This window comes from Thalassovita sp. ABM4_323 (genome assembly GCF_056158665.1).
In genome coordinates, this window is record NZ_JBSWTS010000007.1 from 127,053 (window position 1) to 144,577 (window position 17,525).

At 60.1% G+C, this 17,525-nt stretch carries 16 protein-coding genes; 9 read left to right on the forward strand and 7 right to left on the reverse strand.

Annotation, left to right across the window (positions count from 1 at the left end; genetic code table 11):
* Positions 1–48: 48 nt before the first annotated feature.
* Positions 49–1,464 carry an MORN repeat-containing protein gene (locus ACXADQ_RS02870; protein WP_475315138.1) on the forward strand — a complete coding sequence of 472 codons (1,416 nt, stop codon included), beginning with the start codon at positions 49–51 and terminating at the stop codon, positions 1,462–1,464.
* Positions 1,465–1,467: 3 nt separating this feature from the next.
* On the opposite strand, the gene ACXADQ_RS02875 is transcribed toward ACXADQ_RS02870, so the two are convergent.
* The gene (locus ACXADQ_RS02875; protein WP_475315143.1) at positions 1,468–2,133 is read right to left on the reverse strand and encodes an SDR family NAD(P)-dependent oxidoreductase; all 666 of its coding nucleotides are present in this window, start codon (positions 2,131–2,133) and stop codon (positions 1,468–1,470) included.
* A gap of 265 nt (positions 2,134–2,398) precedes the next feature.
* On the opposite strand from ACXADQ_RS02875, the gene ACXADQ_RS02880 reads away from it, so the two are divergent.
* Complete coding sequence (locus ACXADQ_RS02880) at positions 2,399–3,976, forward strand: 2-isopropylmalate synthase (RefSeq protein ID WP_475315148.1); 1,578 nt, start codon at positions 2,399–2,401, stop codon at positions 3,974–3,976.
* A gap of 235 nt (positions 3,977–4,211) precedes the next feature.
* Here ACXADQ_RS02880 and ACXADQ_RS02885 read toward each other — a convergent pair whose 3' ends face one another.
* The 3 genes from ACXADQ_RS02885 to argH all read right to left on the reverse strand — a co-directional run bounded on the left by ACXADQ_RS02885 (position 4,212) and on the right by argH (position 9,735).
* A complete protein-coding gene (locus ACXADQ_RS02885) occupies positions 4,212–6,755 on the reverse strand; it encodes a TIGR02302 family protein (protein WP_475315151.1) in 2,544 nt (847 codons plus the stop codon).
* Positions 6,756–6,789: 34 nt separating this feature from the next.
* Positions 6,790–8,055, reverse strand: coding sequence for a diaminopimelate decarboxylase (gene lysA / locus ACXADQ_RS02890; RefSeq protein ID WP_475315154.1), 1,266 nt, complete (start codon positions 8,053–8,055; stop codon positions 6,790–6,792).
* Between the two features lie 288 nt (positions 8,056–8,343).
* Positions 8,344–9,735 carry an argininosuccinate lyase gene (gene argH / locus ACXADQ_RS02895; protein ID WP_475315158.1) on the reverse strand — a complete coding sequence of 464 codons (1,392 nt, stop codon included), beginning with the start codon at positions 9,733–9,735 and terminating at the stop codon, positions 8,344–8,346.
* Positions 9,736–9,757: 22 nt separating this feature from the next.
* Here argH and ACXADQ_RS02900 point away from each other — a divergent pair, with 22 nt between their 5' ends.
* Positions 9,758–10,318, forward strand: a complete 561-nt coding sequence (locus ACXADQ_RS02900; RefSeq protein ID WP_475315162.1) for a TlpA family protein disulfide reductase — start codon at positions 9,758–9,760, stop codon at positions 10,316–10,318.
* A 164-nt stretch (positions 10,319–10,482) separates the two neighbouring features.
* The gene (locus tag ACXADQ_RS02905; protein WP_475315165.1) at positions 10,483–11,310 is read left to right on the forward strand and encodes a glycosyltransferase family 2 protein; all 828 of its coding nucleotides are present in this window, start codon (positions 10,483–10,485) and stop codon (positions 11,308–11,310) included.
* Between the two features lie 21 nt (positions 11,311–11,331).
* On the opposite strand, the gene ACXADQ_RS02910 is transcribed toward ACXADQ_RS02905, so the two are convergent.
* On the reverse strand, positions 11,332–11,919 hold the full coding sequence (locus tag ACXADQ_RS02910; RefSeq protein WP_475315170.1) for a DNA-3-methyladenine glycosylase I: 588 nt from the start codon (positions 11,917–11,919) through the stop codon (positions 11,332–11,334).
* Positions 11,920–12,038: 119 nt separating this feature from the next.
* On the opposite strand from ACXADQ_RS02910, the gene ACXADQ_RS02915 reads away from it, so the two are divergent.
* The 3 genes from ACXADQ_RS02915 to phbB all read left to right on the forward strand — a co-directional run bounded on the left by ACXADQ_RS02915 (position 12,039) and on the right by phbB (position 15,121).
* Positions 12,039–12,887, forward strand: a complete 849-nt coding sequence (locus ACXADQ_RS02915) for an EAL domain-containing protein (protein ID WP_475315174.1) — start codon at positions 12,039–12,041, stop codon at positions 12,885–12,887.
* Between the two features lie 138 nt (positions 12,888–13,025).
* Positions 13,026–14,201 carry an acetyl-CoA C-acetyltransferase gene (locus ACXADQ_RS02920; protein ID WP_475315179.1) on the forward strand — a complete coding sequence of 392 codons (1,176 nt, stop codon included), beginning with the start codon at positions 13,026–13,028 and terminating at the stop codon, positions 14,199–14,201.
* A gap of 197 nt (positions 14,202–14,398) precedes the next feature.
* Positions 14,399–15,121, forward strand: a complete 723-nt coding sequence (gene phbB, locus ACXADQ_RS02925; protein ID WP_475315184.1) for an acetoacetyl-CoA reductase — start codon at positions 14,399–14,401, stop codon at positions 15,119–15,121.
* 74 nt (positions 15,122–15,195) lie between these two features.
* Here phbB and ACXADQ_RS02930 read toward each other — a convergent pair whose 3' ends face one another.
* Positions 15,196–15,357, reverse strand: coding sequence for a hypothetical protein (locus ACXADQ_RS02930; protein ID WP_475315189.1), 162 nt, complete (start codon positions 15,355–15,357; stop codon positions 15,196–15,198).
* 110 nt (positions 15,358–15,467) lie between these two features.
* On the opposite strand from ACXADQ_RS02930, the gene ACXADQ_RS02935 reads away from it, so the two are divergent.
* Complete coding sequence (locus ACXADQ_RS02935) at positions 15,468–16,415, forward strand: transcriptional regulator GcvA (protein WP_475315193.1); 948 nt, start codon at positions 15,468–15,470, stop codon at positions 16,413–16,415.
* Positions 16,412–17,275 carry an aromatic amino acid exporter YddG gene (gene yddG, locus ACXADQ_RS02940; RefSeq protein WP_475315197.1) on the forward strand — a complete coding sequence of 288 codons (864 nt, stop codon included), beginning with the start codon at positions 16,412–16,414 and terminating at the stop codon, positions 17,273–17,275. The genes ACXADQ_RS02935 and yddG overlap by 4 nt, the downstream gene beginning before the upstream one ends.
* Here yddG and ACXADQ_RS02945 read toward each other — a convergent pair whose 3' ends face one another.
* Positions 17,276–17,443, reverse strand: coding sequence for a YdcH family protein (locus ACXADQ_RS02945; RefSeq protein WP_475315201.1), 168 nt, complete (start codon positions 17,441–17,443; stop codon positions 17,276–17,278). It lies immediately after the preceding gene.
* Positions 17,444–17,525 lie beyond the last annotated feature (82 nt).

The following is a 17,525-nucleotide window of genomic DNA, read 5'->3' on the forward strand; positions in this document are numbered from 1 at the left end:
TTTCGGGCAACGCAAACAGGCAACCGTCAATCCGCAGGCAGGTCTTTCATGGCAAATACGCGCATCCTTTTCGCCGCAGCACTGGCCGGGTTGATGGCGTCCTCGGCGCTGGCTCAGGACGGGGGCGTTCAGACCAAGCAATACGAGGATGGCGGTGTTTACGAGGGCACGTTCAAGGACGGGCTGCAACACGGCACCGGCACCTACCGGCTGCCCAACGGGTACGAATATACCGGCGAATGGGTCGCGGGCGAAATCCGCGGTCAGGGCGTGGCGCGATTCCCCAATGGCTCGGTCTATGAGGGCGAGTTCGCCAATGGCAAACCCGAAGGCGTCGGCAAAATCGTGTTCACCGATGGGTCCACCTACGAGGGCCACTGGGTCGCGGGCAAGATCACCGGCGTGGGCGTGGCGATGTATGCCAACGGCACCCGCTACGAGGGCGCGTTCAAGAACGCGATGCACCACGGGCGCGGGGTGATGCGCACGCCGGGCGGCTATGTCTATGACGGCGACTGGGTGAACGGGGTCAAGGACGGCTTCGGCACCATCACCTATCCCGATGGCGCGGTCTATGAAGGCCAGGTCAAGCGCGGCACCCGCGAAGGTCAGGGCACCCTGACCATGTCCGACGGGATGGTCTATGCTGGCCTGTGGCAGAACGGCCAGATCCATGGTCAGGGCAAGCTGACCCAAAGCAATGGTGACGTCTACGAAGGCATGCTGATCAATGGCCGCCGTGAGGGGCTGGGCAAGGTCACCTATGCCAACGGCGATATCTATGATGGCGAATTTGCCGACGATCGCCGCCAGGGTCAGGGCACGTTCACGGGCACCGATGGCTATCGCTATCAGGGCACCTGGGTCGCGGGCCAGATCGAAGGCGACGGGACGGTCACCTATCCTGATGGCTCCAGCTATACCGGCCAATTCCGCGGCGGGGCCGAGGACGGCGTGGGTAAGATCACCTATCCCGATGGTGCCACCTATGACGGCGAATGGCGCGCGGGCGTGATCGAGGGTCAGGGCACGGCGACCTACCGCAACGGAGCGGTCTACGAGGGCGGCTTTGTCGACGCCAAGAACCACGGCAACGGAATCATGACCTACCCGGATGGCTATCGCTATGAAGGCGAATGGCAAGCGGGTAAACGCCACGGCCAGGGCACCGCCACCTATCCCAACGGCATGGTGTATGTTGGCCAGTTCGTTGGCGGCCAGCGCGAGGGCTCGGGCATCATCACCGCCACGGATGGCTTTAAGTACGAGGGCGAGTGGAAGGCCGGCGCCATCAACGGCCAGGGCACCGCAACCTATGCCAATGGCGATGTCTACGAAGGCATGTTCAAAGACGGCAAACGTCAGGGCGATGGCACCATGCGCTATGCCAGCGGTCAGGAAGAGACTGGCAAATGGGAAAACGGAGCTTTGGTGACCGGCGCTGCGGCCGAAGCCAGCGAATAATCCCTACCAGGGTACCGATTTCCCGGCCCAGTCATAGAAATGGCCGCTCTGTTCGGGAGCTAATCCGTCCAGCACTGCAAGCAGGTTCTGTGCTGCCTCGGATGGTGCGACTGTTGGGTGCCGCCCCGCGTAATTGGCGGTGAAATCTGTCGCCACCGTGCCCGGATGCAGCGCCACGCAAAGCGCCTTGGGATGGGTGCGGGCCAGCTCGATTGCGCCGGTGTGGAGAATTTGATTTAGCGCCGCTTTGGCCGCACGATAGGAATACCAGCCGCCCAGCCGATTGTCCCCGATGGACCCAACCCGCGCCGATAGGGCCGCGAAAACCGACCGGCGATCCCGCGGCATCAGGCGGATCGCGTGCTTCATCACCAGCGCCGGGCCGATGCAATTCACAGCAAACTGATCGGCCATCGCCGCAGCGTCGAGGGTCCTGATCGTTTTCTCGGGCGGCGCCCCTGCCCCAAGCAACCTCCCTGTTGCGACAAATACCAGATCAAACCCGGGGTCCAACCCGGCCAAGGCCACCTGAACGCTGCTTTCGTCCGTGATATCCAATCCCGTTGTGGACCGCGACAAACCAGTCACCGTGACCCCGCGCGCCTGCAGCGCAGACGCGACCGCAGACCCGATTCCACCCGAGGCGCCAATGATCAATGCTCGTTCCATACTGTCCCAGCTAGCCCGCCCAAGCCCCCGTTCAACCAGCAAAAATTCGCGCTTTTCTTTTTGAACGGGGCCTCCTATAAATCGAGGCATGAACACTTTGGGCCATATCACCGCAACCGCACGTCGTACCAACGGCGCGTTGCCCTATGCTGCCCTCCTACTGCTAAGCCGCCTCTGAGCGTGCCATTTCCCGGCGCGACCGCTCAGAGGATGTGCTTGATCTTCGCGCCACAGGCTTTAGCAGACTTCAAAAAAGAGACCCGACATGACCGATAAATCCAAACAAGACCACGTCTTGATTTTCGACACGACTCTGCGTGATGGCGAGCAATCCCCCGGCGCGACGATGACCCACGATGAAAAGCTGGAAATCGCCGAGATGCTGGACGACATGGGCGTCGATATTATCGAGGCCGGTTTCCCCATCGCTTCGGAGGGTGATTTCAAAGCGGTGAAGGAAATCGCTGAACGCTCGAAAAACTCGACCATCTGCGGTCTGGCGCGCGCGAATTTCAAAGATATCGATCGCTGCTACGAGGCCGTGAAACATTCGGCCAGCCCGCGCATCCACACCTTTATCGGCACCTCGCCGCTGCACCGCGCGATCCCCGATCTGACCATGGATGAAATGGCCGACAAGATCCACGAAACCGTCAGCCACGCCCGCAATCTGTGCGACAATGTGCAATGGTCTCCGATGGATGCCACGCGCACGGAACACGACTATCTGTGCCGCGTGATCGAGATCGCGATCAAGGCCGGCGCGACCACCATCAACATCCCCGATACGGTCGGTTACACCGCCCCGCGCGAATCCGCCGACCTGATCAAGATGCTGCTGGAACGCGTCCCCGGCGCGGACGAGATCGTGTTCGCGACCCACTGCCACAATGACCTTGGCATGGCGACAGCGAACGCCCTGGCCGCGGTCGAGGCCGGCGCGCGCCAGATCGAATGCACCATCAACGGGCTGGGCGAACGCGCAGGCAACACCGCGCTGGAAGAGGTCGTGATGGCGCTGCGCGTACGCAACGACATCATGCCCTACCGCACGCAGATCGACACCACCAAGATCATGAACATCTCGCGCCGCGTGGCGACCGTGTCGGGCTTTCCGGTGCAGTTCAACAAGGCTATCGTCGGCAAAAACGCCTTTGCGCATGAATCCGGCATCCACCAAGACGGCATGCTCAAGAACCGCGAGAACTTCGAGATCATGGTCCCCGAAGATATCGGCCTGTCCGGCACCTCTTTGCCGCTGGGCAAACACTCGGGCCGCGCCGCCCTGCGCGCCAAGATGGAAGAGCTGGGATACGAGCTGGGTGAGAACCAGTTGAACGACGTTTTTGTGCGGTTCAAGGCCCTGGCTGATCGTAAGAAAGAGGTCTTTGACGACGACCTGATCGCTATGGTCACCGACCAAGAGGTGCAGGACGAAGGCGACACGCTGCAGCTCAAACGGCTGCGCGTGGTCTGCGGCACTGATGGCCCACAAGAGGCCGAAATGACCCTGTCCATTGACGGCGAGGACAAGAGCATAGACGCAACGGGCGATGGCCCGGTAGATGCGGCGTTCAACTGCGTGAAAATGCTGTTCCCCCATGCGGCGCGTCTGCAGCTGTATCAGGTGCACGCCGTCACCGAAGGGACCGATGCCCAAGCCACCGTGACTGTGAAAATCGAAGAGGACGGCCGCATCGCAACTGGGTCGTCAGCAGACACCGACACCGTGGTCGCAAGCGTGCGTGCCTATGTGAACGCGCTGAACCGGCTGATCGTCCGCCGTCAAAAAACCGGCCCCGGCGAAGATCGAAAAGAGATCAACTACAAAGATCTCCATTGATCCAGCGGAGCGCCTGACGGCGCCCACTATACCTCGCGTAGCGCCAATAGGCGCTACGCTCAGGCTAAGGGGCAAGCCCCTTCTTCGCCTTTGGCGAATTCATCCCCCGAGAGCCTTGCGCACAGCGAACGCACTGCAACGTGATCTCGTTCCTCGCGTCACGTCCGAGGGAACGGCCAAAGGCCGATCCCGAGACAACAAGCGCGCGCGATAGCGCGCTCAATCGGATCAAGATTTAAAATCGCTCCAGAAGGCGCCGCAGATAGTCCAACTCTTCAGTCGGTCGCTCACCTTCTCCGGACCTTCGACGGATTTCATCCAACAGTTCGTGGGCGCGGCGATAAACATCTTCGCCCTGCAAGAGGTCCTCTTGCGTCCCCACATCCCCACCGCGCGAGCCGGGGTTGCGGCCCAGGGGGTCGCGGCTATTGGCTTGGGCATTGCCTGTTTCCTGCCCATCTCCACCGCGCTGTCTGCGGCCTGCTTCAGCCATGGCATCGCCCAGATTGCGGATACCTTCACGCAGGGCCTCCATCGCTTCGGACTGCTTGTCGATGGCCTCGGCCAGATCGTCCTGGCGCAATGCCTCTTCGGCGCCTTCCATCGCGCGTTCTGCACGTTTCAAGGCCTCGCGCGCGGCGTCCCCGCCTTCGGTGCCAGCTCCGGGCAGACGGCCGCGCTGACGTTCCAGTTCATCGCGCAGGGCTTCCTGGCGATCCGCCAAAGACCCCTGTCCCTGATCTCCGTTCTGGCCGTCAGCGCCTTGGCCTTCGTGGCTGTTGCCGCGCCCCTGGCCGCCGTTGCGGCCTTCGTTGCCTTGCGAGACTCCGGCATTGGCGCCCGGGTTGTATTGCTCTTGAAGATCGCGGAACGCCTGATCTGACAGGCCTTGTTGTTCGCGCAGGCTGCGTCCCAGGTCCTCGAGTGCCTGTTCGCCTGGGGATTGTCCGCCCTGGCCACCCTGCGCCATCTGCATGTTTTCCATCATTTCCTGGAACTGGCGCATGGCTTCCTGTGCCTCGGCCATGCGGCCCTGTTCGACCAGTTCCTGAATACGATCCATCATGCGCTGCAAATCATCCATGCCCATCTGCATGGAGTTGTCGCCGCTGCGCATATCTTCGTCGGTTTCTTCCTGCTCGCGCTGAGCCTGTCGCGAGAGCTGGCGCAAATAGTCCTGCGTGGCCTCGCGCAGCTCTTGCATCAGGCGGGCGATTTCCTGATCCGAGGCGCCGTTCTTCATCGCCTCGCTCAGACGTTCCTGGGCGCGTTTCATGCGCGCCATCGCATCATCCAGATCCCCGTCTTCGATCCCGATGGCCAAATCCCACAGGGCCTTGGCCAATTCCTCCTGCTGCTCGGTGCTCATACCATCCGCGGCAAAGGATTCCATCCGGCGCAGGATAAATCGCAGGCGCAGGTAATCGGCCTCGTCCGGAAAAAGCTGTTCCTCGGGTTCCCAGGAGATCGCCCGCAGCAGGCGCGTGATCCGGGGTGCGTTTTCGCGGTTCCACAGCAGATCGCGCCGTTGTTCGATCAGGGCCGCCGCCAGAGGGTCAAAAAAGCGGCGCGCGGGCAACGGCATCGTGACAGGCGCAGACAGGCCCTGCTGCCCCGACGCATCCAGCGCCGTCAGCTCAAACCGCACAGGCAAATGCGCCCAGGGATGTTCCGAGAAATTCTCGATCAGCAATTCGGTGAAATCCGCGCGATTGCCCGAGATCGGCATCGGCAGGTCCATTTCAATCGGTGCGCGCGGTTCGGGATCAATGGCCAGGCCGTATTGGCGCTGAATGGCCTGCAGATCCAGGCTGATCAGGACCGAGCCCCCCGTGACGCCATAATCATCCTTAGCCGAAAAGGGCAGGCTCATCTGGCCGTCTACATTGGTTTCCGGCGCGCCTGTGATCATCACCTCGGGGGCCAGATCGGGCAGCAAAGCCACCTGCCAGCTGCGCCCACCGTCGCCCTGAATGCTCAGATCCCCGGCACGCGTCACAGTGAAATCCTGTGCCGGATTCGAGGCCGGGGGGACCTCGCCCAGACGCCCGGACACGGTTTCCGCCAGCGTAAGCGCCCCCAATTCCCCGTAGAATCGCAGGGTGATCCGGCTGTCTTGGGGAACTTCCAAAGTGTCACCCTGATCAGCCAGATACAGCACGGGCAAGCCAGTATGAGTGGGCGGTTCAATCCAGCCCTCCCACGAGGGACCAGCGGCCAGCCCGCCAGCGCCGCCCGGCCCCATGCCGGTGACCGAGCCAACTTTGCTCCAGGTACCAAACAACAGGGCCACGGACAGGCCCAGAACAGCGACATAGCGCAAGGCAAAGGGATCGCGGCGGGTCAGATTCAGATCGGGTTGAACGCCTTTGGCCTGCGCTGCACGCTTTGCCATGCGGGTCTGATGGGCCTGCCACAGGGCCTCGGATTGAGCGTCGCCAGCGCCAATGGCCTGCTCATCCAGCAACGTCTGAATGGGGCGACCGGTTATCGTGCCATCCAGCCGGTCCAGGGCCTCGGCCTGGCGCGGCATACGGAACCGGCGCAATCCCAGCACAGCAAAGCCCAGAACGGCCAAGGCCACCAGAACGGTCAGCGCCCAGACGATTTCGACCATGATGTGGTCTTGCAGCCCCAACATCAACACAGCTGCGGCCGCCATCACCACCGACCACAGGGGCCAGAACGCAAAGGTGATGCGCTCGGCCATCAACCCCGCCCAGGTCAGGCGAAGCGGCCAGCGTATTTTCGTCAGAACTGTGCGATCAGCGTCAGACATGCCATTTCCAAAACGGCCGAACGCGGGGATCGCGTCACAGCCATTCGGGAATGGTATCGCGGTTTATCATTTCGTCAAAGGTGGGTCTTGGTCGTATGACGGCAAATTGATGCTCATTGACCAGAACCTCGGGGATCAGCGGCCGCGAGTTATACTCGCTGGCCATCACCGCGCCATAGGCCCCTGCCGAGCGAAACGCCACCAAATCCCCCGACTTCAAGGGCGGCATCATGCGTTGCTTGGCAAAGGTATCCCCGGATTCGCAAACCGGCCCCACGATATCGATCGGCGCCTGCTCGACCGCGGTTTGCGCCTCGATCACCGGGATGATGTCATGATGCGCCTCGTACATGGCCGGACGCACCAGATCATTCATCGCCGCATCAATGATCAGAAAATCGCGACCCTCGCCCGATTTCACATAGATCACTTCGCTGACCAGAATACCCGCATTGCCAGCGATCAAGCGGCCCGGCTCGATCTCGATCTCGCAACCCAGATGGCCCAGCTCTTCCTTGATCAGCGCCCCATATTCCACAGGCAGAGGCGGCGCTTCGTTCGAGCGCGTATACGGAATTCCCAGGCCACCCCCCAGATCCAGCCGGGTGATATCATGCCCCTCGGCGCGCAATGCCTCGGTCAGATCAGCAACCTTGCGATAGGCCAGACGGAAGGGCTCCAGCTCGGTCAGCTGACTGCCGATATGCACGTCAATCCCGACGACCTTCAGCCCCGGCAGGCTGGCCGCATGGGCATAGACCTCTTTTGCGCGAGAGATCGGGATGCCGAACTTGTTCTCGGATTTCCCCGTCGCGATCTTGGCATGGGTCTTGGCGTCCACATCCGGGTTCACCCGCACAGTCACAGGGGCCTGTACGCCCATGGCCACGGCAACCTCGTTCAGCCGCTCCATCTCGGGCTCGGATTCCAGGTTGAACTGACGAATGCCCCCTTCCAGCGCAGCTCGCATTTCCTCGCGCGTCTTGCCAACACCGGAAAACACGATCTTGTCCCCGGGAACACCCGCCGCCTTGGCCCGCGCATATTCTCCGCCCGACACCACATCCATCCCGGCCCCGGCCCCGGCCAGAGTCTTCAAAATGGCCTGGTTGCTGGCAGCCTTCATGGCGTAACACACCACGTGGTCCATCCCCGCCAGGGCCTCGTCGAACAAACGGAAATGGCGCAACAATGTCGCCGTCGAATAGATATAAACAGGCGAGCCCACAGCCGCGACGATATCGGCAACAGGCACGTCTTCGGCAAACAGCTCACCGTTCCTATACAGAAAATGATCCATCGGTTCCGTCCTTCGGCTGGTTTTGATGCGTCATATCAGAACGGCCAGCCAATTCAATCAGGCGCGCAACACTCAGATACGCGCCCACCCGAGGAAGCGGCCAAAGGCCGATGACGAGATATCAAGCGCGTGCGTCAGCGCGCTCCTTTTGATAAAAGGACTCTCGCCGCAGGGGCTACTCAGGTTTGGCGACACTTCCGGCAGATACCGCGATGTCCACGGGTGGCTCAGGTTCGCCATCCACCCCGCAAGCGGCCAACAGGATCGTCAGACATCCGGCCAGAACTCTCATGCCAGCAGGTCCTTCCACCGCGCGATCTGAGCCCGCACCTGCGCAGGCGCGGTCCCCCCGTAAGACATGCGCGAGGCCACCGAGTTATCAACCCCCAGCACATCAAAAACCGCTTGGGTGATCTCAGCATGAACCGATTGCATGTCTTCCAGCGTCAATTCAGGCAGATCGCAGCCTTTGCTTTCGGCCATGGCCACCAGCGATCCGGTCACATGATGCGCATCGCGGAAGGGCAAGTTCAGCTCTCGGACCAGCCAATCGGCCAGATCCGTCGCTGTCGAGAAGCCCGAGCCCGCAGCCGCGGCCAGATTGTCACGGTTCCCGGTCATATCGCTGACCATCCCGGTCATCGCAGCCAGCGCCAGCATCAAGTTGTCGGCGGTGTCAAAGACCTGCTCTTTGTCTTCCTGCATGTCCTTGGAATAGGCCAACGGCAGCCCCTTCATCACGGTCATCAGCGCGACGTTGGCGCCAAAGATACGACCAATCTTGGCGCGCAGCAGCTCGGCCGCGTCGGGGTTGCGTTTTTGCGGCATGATGGACGAGCCGGTGGACCATTTGTCGGACATGGTCACGAACCGGAACTGGGCCGAGGACCAGATCACCAGCTCTTCTGCGAAACGGCTCAGGTGCATCGCGGTGATCGAGGCGCAGGACAGGAACTCCAACGCGAAATCACGGTCAGCCACGGCATCCAGCGAATTCGCGGTGGGGCGATCAAAGCCCAGTGCCTCAGCGGTCATCTCGCGGTCAATCGGGAACGAGGTGCCGGCCAATGCGGCCGAGCCCAGCGGGCTTTCGTTCATCCGGGCGCGCGCATCGCGAAAGCGTGACAGATCGCGGCCAAACATTTCCACATAGGCCATCATATGATGGCCCCAGGTCACAGGCTGGGCGGTTTGCAGATGGGTGAAGCCGGGCATGACCCAATCGGCGCCCGCCTCGGCCTGACCGATCAGAGATTTGATCAGCGCCTCGATCCCGTCAATGGCCGCATCAATCTGATCGCGCACCCAAAGTTTGAAATCGGTCGCGACCTGGTCATTCCGGCTGCGCGCGGTGTGCAGACGGCCCGCAGGCTCGCCGATAATTTCTTTCAGGCGGGCCTCGACATTCATATGGATGTCTTCCAGCGCGGTGGAAAATTCGAACGTGCCACCCTCGATTTCTGACAAGACCGTGAGCAGGCCTTCCCGAATGACTTCGGCGTCGTTATCAGTGATGATGCCCGTCGCAGCCAGCATGGCCGCATGGGCCCTGGAACCGGCGATATCCTGCGCCGCCATGCGCTGGTCATACCCGATCGAGGCATTGATCGCCTCCATGATCGCGTCAGGACCGGCGGCAAAGCGGCCGCCCCACATCTGGTTCGAGGATTTGTCACTCATTCGTCTGCCCCTAGGAGGTGTCATGCACAGGTTTTATCGGATCGTCCTTTATACGGCCTTGGCGCTTGGTGCAAATGCGTCGCTGGCCGCTGACGCCGCACTGGAGGCGCTGCGCGTGGGTGACATGAAGAAACTGAACCTGCATTCCACCGCGAAAGAGGTGCCTGAGGCGGTATTTTTCACCGAAGATGGCGCTGAAATGACGCTGGCTGCGTATGAGGGCAAGGTGCTGCTGGTGAATTTTTGGGCGACCTGGTGCGCGCCCTGCCGCAAAGAGATGCCCTCGCTGGCGGCCTTGCAGGATGAATTCGGCGTGGAAGATTTCGCCGTGGTGACCATCGCCACCGGCCGCAATCCCCCTCCGGCGATAAAGAAATTCTTTGAGGCAATTGGAGTGACCAACCTGCCGCTGCACCGCGACCCGAAACAGGCGGTCGCCCGCAAGATGGCCGTACTGGGCCTGCCGGTGACAGTGGTTATGAATGCCGACGGGCAAGAAATCGGTCGATTGATGGGCGATGCCGATTGGCATTCTGAAGAAGCGCGCGCCTTGATCGCTGCGCTATTGTCCGCATCCGAGTGAGCCTGTCGCCGTTGCGCATTGGGTATTTTTACCAAGAAAAAGCAGCATGGGAGCGCCAGTTCTGAGGAGGCTGCGCATTTGTTTCGTTCAGCTGCCAGACTTGATCAGTTCTTTGGCCTCGCCTAAAAGGACCCGAAGTTCCTTTGTTTTCAAGTCCTGGTCGCATGCCCGGTACACCAATTATTGTGACGCTAACCGCGATACCGCCGCGCTTTCCGAATTTGTTGCGAAAGTTCAGAGCGATTGAACGGCAAACTCTAAGACCGGACTTTGTCGAGCTGAACATCCCACGGGCCTATCGCAGATTTCCGGGAGAGGTGCCTTTACTTCCGCCTTCGCCGGAATGGGTGCACGTTCATCAGTGTGACGTCGATTTCGGCCCGGCAACGAAGCTTCTGCCGACTGTCAAACGCTGGAAGCATCGGCCGGCCGATCTGTTGGTGTGCGATGACGACCGCCTTCCGGATCGAAAATGGGTGGAAAGGCTGGCTGCGGCCCTAAAAGCCAGGCCTGATGACATCCTCACCGAACGCGGATGGAACATAAACGACAGGTTCGGCCCTCTCAGTACGAAACTGGACCAGCCGCGCGCTGTTCCAAATGCCAAAGGCGGGCGCACAGGATCGTATCGTCTGAAAAGGGCCGCGTCGCTGGGACAATGGCACCCGGCCCGGCAACTGTTTCAAACACCAGGCTATGTCGACGTGTTCGAGGGCTTTTTAGGAGCCCTTGTTCCTTCGCGGGCGATCCCTGCGGAAGCCTTCGAGATTCCCGACATTGTTTGGACTGTTGATGATGTCTGGCTGTCTGGGATGGCCTACCTGAACGGGACCAAAATTTGGGCCCATGACACTGCGAGGCCTGTCTATTCCGACGGGATTTTTGACAAGGTTTCGTCGCTTAGACATTTTGTGCATTCGGGGTATGGCCGGGAGGACGCAGACAAGTTTGCAGTAGAATACCTGCGTCGCGAACACGACGTTTGGCCTTAGGGCTGGCGGCAGGCAACATTCTTATTTCCAGGGACTTTTTTTCCCCATTTGGGCGACCTTTGCATGGCAGGGGCACCCGATCAGGTGATCATTCACCATCCCGCAGGCCTGCATGAAGGCATAGACGATGGTGGGACCGCAGAACTTGAACCCGGCTTTCTTCAAATCTTTTGAAATTTGCTTGGAAATTTCTGTCGACGCTGGAACAGCCGACATTTGCACCCATTGGTTTTGCAGGGGTTTGTCGTCCACGTATTTCCACAAGAAACGGTCAAAGCCTTCCCGCGTCTCGATCTGCTGCCAGGCGCGGGCATTTGTGATGGTTGCCTCGATCTTGCCCCGGTGCCGCACGATGCCGGGGTTTTGCAGCAGCCGTTCGACATCGGTCTCGCCCCATTGAGCGATGGTATTTGGATCAAAGCCTTGGAAAGCCTCGCGGAAATTGTCACGTTTTTTTAGGATTGTGATCCAGCTTAGCCCCGCCTGGAACCCGTCAAGAATCAGCTTTTCCCACAGGGCGCGGCTGTCATATTCGGGGACGCCCCACTCGGTATCATGGTAGTCCAAGTAGATCGGATCGGGCCCAGCCCAGCCACATCGCTCGCTCATTTTCGGTCTCCGTCGCCAGTCACAGAGTATTTAGCCCAAATTAGAACAAAATGCGAATATTAAACATCTGCTAAGGTCTGAGGCCGCATTGTGTCCATGTCAAAAACCCGGAGAGAATTGTGGGCAAGCGGAACGGTAAAAAGTGGAATGAGGTGTCCCCAGACCAGCAATCCCCTCTGGATGCGGCCGTGGCCGCGCGGGATGCCGGGGTGATTCAGATGGTCAAAGAAGCCGTTCATCACAAACAGGTCGCGCTGGCCTATCAGCCGGTCGTGCAAACCGCCCGCCCATCGCAACCTGCCTTCTACGAAGGGTTGATTTGGTTGTTTGACGAAACCGGGCGCATCATTCCAGCACGCGATTTCATCGATCAGATCGAAGAGATTGAACTGGGCCGCCAAATTGACTGCATTGCGCTGGAAAAAGGGCTGCAGGTGTTGCGCGAAACACCGCAAATTCGGCTGTCCATCAATATGTCGGCACGCTCGATTGGCTATACGCGCTGGATGTCGACCTTGAAACGCGGTCTGCGGGCGGACCCAACCGTGGCCGAACGCCTGATCCTTGAAATCACCGAACGTTCGGCGATGACGGTGCCTGAACTGGTGGTCAGCTTTATGTCTGACCTGCAACGCAAGGGAATCAGCTTTGCGCTGGACGATTTCGGTTCGGGCTATACCTCGTTTCGGTACTTGCGTGACTTCTATTTCGACATCTTGAAAATCGATGGTGAATTTATTCGCAACATCCATACGGACCCGGATAATCAAGTCCTGACCAAAGCGATGGTCGCCATTGCGCAACAATTCGACATGTTCACGGTCGCGGAATCCGTGGAATCTTTCGCAGATGTTAAGTGGTTACAGCAAATTGGGGTGGATTGCCTGCAGGGATATTACTTTGGCGCACCCACCATTCGCCCCCCTTGGAAAGAAAAGCCAGAAGACCAATCCCGCCAACACGCCTAAACCTTGCTGCGGCGCGGCAATTCTCCGCAGTTGCCGCAATGCAGCCATTGATTTATGACGTGACGTAAGGCGGGGAGTCCAGGGCCCGCACACTGCGCGCCCGGCGCTCCTCGGCCAAACAATTGGTGGAGGATGAACATGACCAATGTTGTAATCGTTTCGGCAGCCCGTACGGCAGTCGGTTCGTTTAGCGGCTCTTTCGCAAACACCCCTGCGCACGATCTGGGTTCTGCCGTGCTTGAGGCGATCGTAGAGCGCGCCGGCATCGACAAATCCGAGGTTTCTGAAACAATTCTGGGTCAGGTTCTGACCGGCGGCCAGGGTCAAAACCCGGCGCGCCAGGCCCACATCAACGCTGGCCTGCCGAAAGAAAGCGCCGCCTGGGGTATCAACCAGGTGTGTGGCTCGGGTCTGCGCGCTGTCGCGCTGGGCGCGCAGCACATTCAGCTGGGTGACGCAGATATTGTGGCTGCGGGCGGTCAGGAAAACATGACCCTCAGCCCCCATGTCGCGCATCTGCGCGCAGGCACCAAAATGGGCGATGTCAAATACATCGATTCGATGATCCGCGACGGTCTGTGGGACGCCTTCAACGGCTACCACATGGGTCAGACCGCTGAGAACGTCGCCAACCAGTGGCAGATCAGCCGCGACATGCAGGACGAATTCGCCGTTGCCTCGCAAAACAAGGCAGAAGCTGCTCAAAAAGCAGGCAAATTTGACGATGAGGTGATCCCCTTCACCATCAAGACCCGCAAGGGTGAAATCGTCGTCGATAAGGATGAATACATCCGCCATGGCGCCACGATGGAAGCCATGCAAAAGCTGCGCCCGGCCTTCACCAAGGACGGTTCGGTCACCGCTGCGAACGCCTCGGGCCTGAACGACGGCGCCGCTGGCGTGCTGCTGATGAGCGCCGAAGAAGCTGAAAAACGCGGCCTTGAGCCCCTGGCCCGCATCGCCTCCTATGCCACCGCAGGTCTGGACCCGTCGGTGATGGGTGTTGGCCCGATCTATGCTTCGCGCAAAGCCCTGGACAAGGCTGGTTGGGCCGTTGGCGACCTGGATCTGGTCGAAGCTAACGAAGCATTTGCCGCGCAGGCCTGCGCCGTGAACAAGGACATGGCTTGGGATCCGTCGATCGTGAACGTGAACGGCGGCGCAATCGCCATCGGTCACCCGATCGGTGCCTCGGGCTGCCGGATTCTGAACACTCTGCTGTTCGAAATGAAGCGCCGTGAAGCCAAGAAAGGCCTGGCAACGCTGTGCATCGGCGGCGGTATGGGCGTGGCCATGTGCCTCGAGCGCCCCTAAGGAATTTGACGGTTTGACCGTTGATCCGGGGGCGCCGACATGGCGCCCCCTTTTTTGTTCCAAATTCAGGCGCTGCAATGCTGCAAAAGCGAAAAAATTGAGTTTGGAAGCAGTTTTTCTCGCGCAATAATATTGCGCTATGAATGCATACAGAGTAACAGAGTTACCAAGATATTACGCCAAATTGGAGGAAGACCATGGCCAGAGTAGCACTCGTCACCGGCGGTTCGCGCGGGATCGGCGCAGCCATTTCGAAAGCCCTGCAAGCGGATGGTGTCACCGTCGCAGCCACCTATGCCGGTAATGACGAAGCAGCCGCCAAGTTCACCGCGGAAACCGGCATCAAGACCTACAAGTGGAATGTCGGCGACTACGAAGAAAGCGCCGCCGGCATCGCCAAGGTCGAAGAAGAGCTGGGCGCCATCGACATCGTCGTGGCCAACGCGGGCATCACCCGCGACGCCATGTTCCACCGCATGACCCCTCAGCAGTGGAAAGAAGTCATCGACACCAACCTGACCGGCGTGTTCAACACCGTTCACCCCGTCTGGGCCGGTATGCGCGAGCGCAAATTCGGCCGCGTTGTGGTTATCTCGTCGATCAACGGCCAGAAAGGTCAGGCCGGTCAGGTCAACTATGCCGCGACCAAAGCGGGCGATCTGGGCATCGTGAAATCGCTGGCCCAGGAAGGCGCGCGTTTCGGCATCACTGCTAACGCCATCTGCCCCGGCTACATCGCCACTGAAATGGTCATGGCGATCGACGAATCGGTCCGTGAAAAGATCATCAAAGGCATCCCCGCCGGTCGTTTGGGCGAGCCCGAGGAAATCGCACGCTGCGTGTCCTTCCTGGCCGCTGATGACGCTGGCTTCATCAATGGCTCGACCATCGCGGCCAACGGTGCACAATTCTTCGTCTGATCCTTATCCTCAGACACGCAAAGGGCCGGTCCTTCGACCGGCCCTTTTTCGTGCCTCGTAAGTCCCGGATCGGGTCAGCGGGGCGATCCCGTAAGAGCAGCGCTCAGCGGAATATCTTTGGCGTCTGCTCTGGAATGGAACAGGGCCTTTACCAACCAACGCAGCGCCGCGCCGCGCTCACTATGGGCTTTGGCCAGGGCATCTCGGGTGCGGGCGGTTGCAGTCGCTTCATACATTTGCGCCTCCTTCGGCTGCGTGTTTTCTTAACTATCCTCAATATGGGACCAACCTGAGAAACCTACAAACGAGACTTTTCACCGTTTCAGTTAAGCTGTACTTAAGTGATATGTCTGATCGCCTTCCGCCTTTGACCGCCCTGCGCGCCTTCGAGGCCGCCGCCCGCCACATGTCGTTCGCCAAAGCGGCGGAGGAGTTGCACGTAACCCCGGCCGCGCTGTCCTTTCAGATCAAATCGCTTGAGGAGCATCTAGGAGCGCCGCTATTTCGCCGACTCAACCGCGCGGTCGAGCTGACCGAAGCCGGGAAAACACTGGCGCCCGGCACTGCAGATGGGTTTCAATCCCTGGCCTCGGCCTGGAAAACCACCCGGCGGTCGCTGGATGATACAACGCTGACCATTACTGCGGGCCCTGCCCTGACCGCGAAATGGCTGGCGCCGCGCCTGTTTGAATTCGCCCGGGCCCACCCAGAAATCGAGCTGCGCTTTTCGGCCACGTTAAAGATCATCGACCTGGAACGCGACGACGTCGATGTGGCGATCCGTTTTGGCTATGACGACTATGACAATCTGTATTCTGTGCCTGCCCGCAAGGAATGGTTAACCCCGGCCATGACACCCGAGCTGGCCGCACAGTTTCCAACCCCCGAAAGCCTGGAACATGCGCCGCTGCTATACGATGATTCGATCGACTTCTTAAATCCGCGCTGCGACTGGCCCGCATGGTTCCGCGCCGCCGGGCTGAAATTTCCACCCAGCCGGGGTTTGCACTTTTCCAATGCGGATCACGCGATCGACGCTGCTGTCACCGGGGCTGGGGTCGCACTGGGTCGTCGCCCGATGATCATCAAGGACGTGATGGAGGGCCGCCTGGTCACTCCCTTTAAGCTGGCGATTGAAACGCAGGCACGGTTTCGCTTTCTTTGCCTCAGAGGGGCCGAAAAACGCCCACATGTCGCAGCGTTCCGCGACTGGTTTCTTGCCGAGATCGAAAAAACCGCGCATATCTCGGACGGTTTTGACATCATCCCGGTCGAGGACATCCCCAAAGAATGAGCACCTCTCGCGCTACTGCTATCGGCTTTGTCGCTGTTCTGCTTTGGGCGCTTCTGGCGCTCTTTACCGTCGGATCCGCGCCGACGCCCCCCTTGTTGCTGAATGCGATCTGTTTCGCGATTGGGGGCACAATCGGGCTGATCTGGACTGCGGCCACGGGTGGTTTCGCCCGTTTGCGGCGCGTTCCACTCAAGGTCTACATCTTCGGCACCATCGGATTGTTTGGCTATCACGCGCTGTATTTCAGCGCCCTGCGCCTGGCGCCAGCAGCCGAGGCCGGGCTAATCGCCTATCTTTGGCCCCTGTTGATCGTGTTGTTTTCGGGCCTACTGCCGGGCGAATCACTCAGGGGTGGGCACATCCTTGGCGGTATCATCGGGTTCCTGGGGGCTGCGCTGATCATCGGCGGAGGCGGCGCGGGGTTCGATGCCCAGGCCCTGCCCGGCTATGTTTTGGCGCTTGGATGCGCCCTGATGTGGAGCAGCTACTCGGTCCTGTCGCGCCGATTGGGGGACGCCCCAACCGAGACCGTCGCGATCTTTTGCGTTGCCACTGCGATCCTGTCGGCCGTCCTGCATCTGGCCATGGAACAGACCGTATGGCCGGCTGGCGCCGTTGGGTGGGGATCGACCATCGCCCTAGGGATGGGCCCCGTCGGGCTGGCGTTCTATGTGTGGGATATTGGGGTGAAACGCGGGGATATTCAGCTACTTGGCGTCGCGTCCTATGCGGCCCCGTTGCTGTCGACCCTGGTTTTGGTGGGGGCGGGCGTGGCTGACCCAAGCTGGGTTCTGGCGCTCTCTGCCCTGTTGATCACCGGCGGCGCGGCCTTGGCCGCGCGCGCCAGCCTTAAATCCTAATCAGACCGTTTCCAAACGGCTAATTTCTTCCTTGAGGCGCAGTTTCTGCTTCTTCAGATCGGCGATTTCAGCGTCGCTGGAGCCAGGCGCGCGTTGCGCTTCTTCGACTCGCTGCGAGAGGGACAGGTGTTTCTTCTTCAGTTCCTCAACGTGCGAACTCAAGCTCATGGGCATTCTCCTCTCAATGTAAATAAAGCATGACAAGTGCAGCACAAGAATTGCCGTCTGTCACGCGGCAGCGCAGCATTTT

What these genes read in the sequence shown, in the direction of transcription:
- yddG (WP_475315197.1), top strand. Translation starts at nt 16,412, where the DNA reads ATGAGCACCTCTCGCGCTACTGCTATCGGCTTTGTCGCTGTTCTGCTT.
- ACXADQ_RS02905 (WP_475315165.1), top strand. Translation starts at nt 10,483, where the DNA reads ATGCCCGGTACACCAATTATTGTGACGCTAACCGCGATACCGCCGCGC.
- ACXADQ_RS02870 (WP_475315138.1), top strand. Translation starts at nt 49, where the DNA reads ATGGCAAATACGCGCATCCTTTTCGCCGCAGCACTGGCCGGGTTGATG.
- ACXADQ_RS02920 (WP_475315179.1), top strand. Translation starts at nt 13,026, where the DNA reads ATGACCAATGTTGTAATCGTTTCGGCAGCCCGTACGGCAGTCGGTTCG.
- phbB (WP_475315184.1), top strand. Translation starts at nt 14,399, where the DNA reads ATGGCCAGAGTAGCACTCGTCACCGGCGGTTCGCGCGGGATCGGCGCA.
- ACXADQ_RS02900 (WP_475315162.1), top strand. Translation starts at nt 9,758, where the DNA reads ATGCACAGGTTTTATCGGATCGTCCTTTATACGGCCTTGGCGCTTGGT.
- argH (WP_475315158.1), bottom strand. Translation starts at nt 9,735, where the DNA reads ATGAGTGACAAATCCTCGAACCAGATGTGGGGCGGCCGCTTTGCCGCC.
- ACXADQ_RS02910 (WP_475315170.1), bottom strand. Translation starts at nt 11,919, where the DNA reads ATGAGCGAGCGATGTGGCTGGGCTGGGCCCGATCCGATCTACTTGGAC.
- ACXADQ_RS02880 (WP_475315148.1), top strand. Translation starts at nt 2,399, where the DNA reads ATGACCGATAAATCCAAACAAGACCACGTCTTGATTTTCGACACGACT.
- ACXADQ_RS02945 (WP_475315201.1), bottom strand. Translation starts at nt 17,443, where the DNA reads ATGAGCTTGAGTTCGCACGTTGAGGAACTGAAGAAGAAACACCTGTCC.
- ACXADQ_RS02935 (WP_475315193.1), top strand. Translation starts at nt 15,468, where the DNA reads ATGTCTGATCGCCTTCCGCCTTTGACCGCCCTGCGCGCCTTCGAGGCC.
- lysA (WP_475315154.1), bottom strand. Translation starts at nt 8,055, where the DNA reads ATGGATCATTTTCTGTATAGGAACGGTGAGCTGTTTGCCGAAGACGTG.
- ACXADQ_RS02885 (WP_475315151.1), bottom strand. Translation starts at nt 6,755, where the DNA reads ATGTCTGACGCTGATCGCACAGTTCTGACGAAAATACGCTGGCCGCTT.
- ACXADQ_RS02875 (WP_475315143.1), bottom strand. Translation starts at nt 2,133, where the DNA reads ATGGAACGAGCATTGATCATTGGCGCCTCGGGTGGAATCGGGTCTGCG.
- ACXADQ_RS02930 (WP_475315189.1), bottom strand. Translation starts at nt 15,357, where the DNA reads ATGTATGAAGCGACTGCAACCGCCCGCACCCGAGATGCCCTGGCCAAA.